The sequence below is a fragment of the Microbacterium sp. 71-23 genome, assembly GCF_001897265.1.
In the GTDB taxonomy this organism is placed as follows: domain Bacteria; phylum Actinomycetota; class Actinomycetes; order Actinomycetales; family Microbacteriaceae; genus Microbacterium; species Microbacterium ginsengisoli.
In genome coordinates, this window is the sequence record NZ_MKSL01000015.1 from 1 (window position 1) to 2,187 (window position 2,187).

Consider the following 2,187-nt stretch of genomic DNA (forward strand, 5'->3'; position numbering starts at 1 on the left):
CAGGATGCCGCGACCCTGAGCTACTACCCGGTCGCGATGCTGTCGGCGAAGTCGAACGGCACGAAGTACTCGCTGCGCGCCGCCAGTGCCTCGGCATGCGTCGCGACCTACGCCCCCGACTCGTTCTTCGCGTACAACAACGCGCTCCTGACCCAGCAGCCCGATCAGGGGTCGGACGGTCTGACCGACGCCCAGCTCGCAGACCTGGCGATCGCGTCCGGCGCGGACTCGCCGAAGGTCGTGCGGGACTGCATCGAGAACGAGGACTATGTCGCGTGGGCCAAGTCGGCGACCGATCGCGCCCTCAAGGGCCTCCCCGACACGAAGAACGTCACGCTCACGGGCACGCCGATGATCCTCGTCAACGGCACGCCGTACGTGGGGGCGCTCGACGACCCCAAGGAGTTCGCGCAGTTCGTACTCACGATCTCGAGCGACTCGTATTACAAGACGGCGACGCCGACACCGACCCCCACCCCGTCGGCGACGAAGTAGCGTTCGGGCCCGGCCACTCGTCCGAGCCTTATCAAGTCGGATGCCGTCGGTCAACGGGTTGCGACCAGCATCGGCGTCGGGCGAGCCTGGTGTAAGCGGTGTAGGACTTTGTGCCTGCCGCGGAGTCCGATATCGGGTGTCGGGCTCCAAGTGGGGCCGTTCACGAGGGGCTGAGCGGCCCCACACTCACGCCCCGGCGCGGTCCCGCCGGAACGTGGCCGCGGGATCTCACACCGTAGACTCGACACGGCGGATGTCGCGGCATCCGTGTGGCCGCGCCACGACGCGGCTCGCCGGCTTGGCGCAATTGGTAGCGCACCTAACTTGTAATTAGGGGGTTGCGGGTTCGAGTCCCGCAGTCGGCTCGTGACGGCGGCGACCTCGGGACGACGGCGCCTGCCCGTCTGGCTGGCGCTGTGCGGCGCGGGATTCATCGGCATGCTGACCGCGATCCAGGCACGCGTGAACGGTCAGCTCGGCGTACGCCTGCACGACGGCTTCACGGCGGCTGTCATCTCGTTCGGCTCCGGCCTCGCGATCCTGATCGTGCTGTCCGTGGCGCTGCCGGTCGGCCGGCGGGGGTTCCGCACGCTCGTGACGGGCGCCCGCGAACGCACGATCCCCTGGTGGATGCTGATCGCCGGGGCGGCGGGCGCCCTCACGGTGGCGACCCAGGGGATCGCTGTGGGCGTCATCGGGGTGTCGCTCTTCACCGTCGGCTATGTGGCGGGTCAGATCGTGTGCGGTCTCTTCCTCGATCGCGTCGGATTCGGCCCTGGCGGTGTCGTGGCGGTGACCATGCCGCGCGTCCTCGGCGGGCTGCTCGCCCTCCTCGCGGTCGGCGTCGCGCTCGCCGGCGGGGCGGTCGGTGAGGCTCCGCTGTGGATGCTGCTGCTGCCGTTCGCGGCCGGGATCGGCGTCGCGTGGCAGCAGGCGACGAACGGACGCCTCCGCGCTCGCGTCGGCACCCCCCTGACAGCCACCCTGATGAACTTCATCACCGGCACCGTGGTCCTGGCGATCGCGGCGATCGTCCACGTGTCGATCGCCGGCGCGCCCCGTGCCGTGCCGTCGGATTGGTGGCTGTACCTCGGCGGAGCGCTGGGCGTCGCCTACATCTTCCTGTCGGCCGCGCTCGTCTCCTACACGGGTGTCCTGCTGCTCGCGCTCGGGACGGTCGTCGGCCAGCTCGCGATGTCGGTGGTGCTCGACGCGCTGTGGCCGGCGAGCGCGACGCCAGGACTGTGGCAGGAGGTGCTCACGGTGTCGCTCGCGTTCCTGTCCGTGGCGGTCGCCGCGATCCCGTGGCGGCGGATGCGCTAGAAGGATGCCGCGGCGTGGACGCGGCTACCGCGGGGCGCTATCCGTCGATCCGATCGCGGTGTCGACGATCTCGCCCTTCGCGGCGGGCATGCGGCTCACGTTGTGGCGCGCATCGACGGCCGCGCGGCGCCCCGGCCGGGATCCGGACGGCTTCCCGCCGACGTACAGCCAGCCGAGCAGCTCTTCGTCCTTCTTCAGGCCGTGCGCCTTCGCGACGGCCTTGCTGCGGGTGTAGTGGCCGGTACGCCAGATCACGCCCCACCCCGCCTCGTCCAGGAGCAGGCTGAGAACGTGCGCCACTCCGGAGGCGACGGCCTCCTGCTCCCAGCGGGGGACCTTCTCGCTCTTGCGGAAGCTCGCGACCACGGC

At 70.4% G+C, this 2,187-nt stretch carries 3 protein-coding genes and 1 tRNA gene; 3 read left to right on the forward strand and 1 reads right to left on the reverse strand.

Annotation, left to right across the window (positions count from 1 at the left end; all coding sequences use genetic code 11):
- From BGO15_RS06065 to BGO15_RS06075, 3 genes are all read left to right on the forward strand, one after another.
- On the forward strand, positions 1-495 hold a 495-nt coding region (locus tag BGO15_RS06065; RefSeq protein WP_286747548.1), incomplete at its 5' end, for a DsbA family protein.
- 292 nt (positions 496-787) lie between these two features.
- A tRNA-Thr gene (locus BGO15_RS06070) sits at positions 788-860 on the forward strand.
- Position 861: 1 nt separating this feature from the next.
- Complete coding sequence (locus tag BGO15_RS06075; protein ID WP_286747550.1) at positions 862-1,818, forward strand: DMT family transporter; 957 nt, start codon at positions 862-864, stop codon at positions 1,816-1,818.
- A 24-nt stretch (positions 1,819-1,842) separates the two neighbouring features.
- On the opposite strand, the gene BGO15_RS06080 is transcribed toward BGO15_RS06075, so the two are convergent.
- On the reverse strand, positions 1,843-2,187 hold a 345-nt coding region (locus tag BGO15_RS06080), incomplete at its 5' end, for a nitroreductase family protein (RefSeq protein ID WP_353743566.1).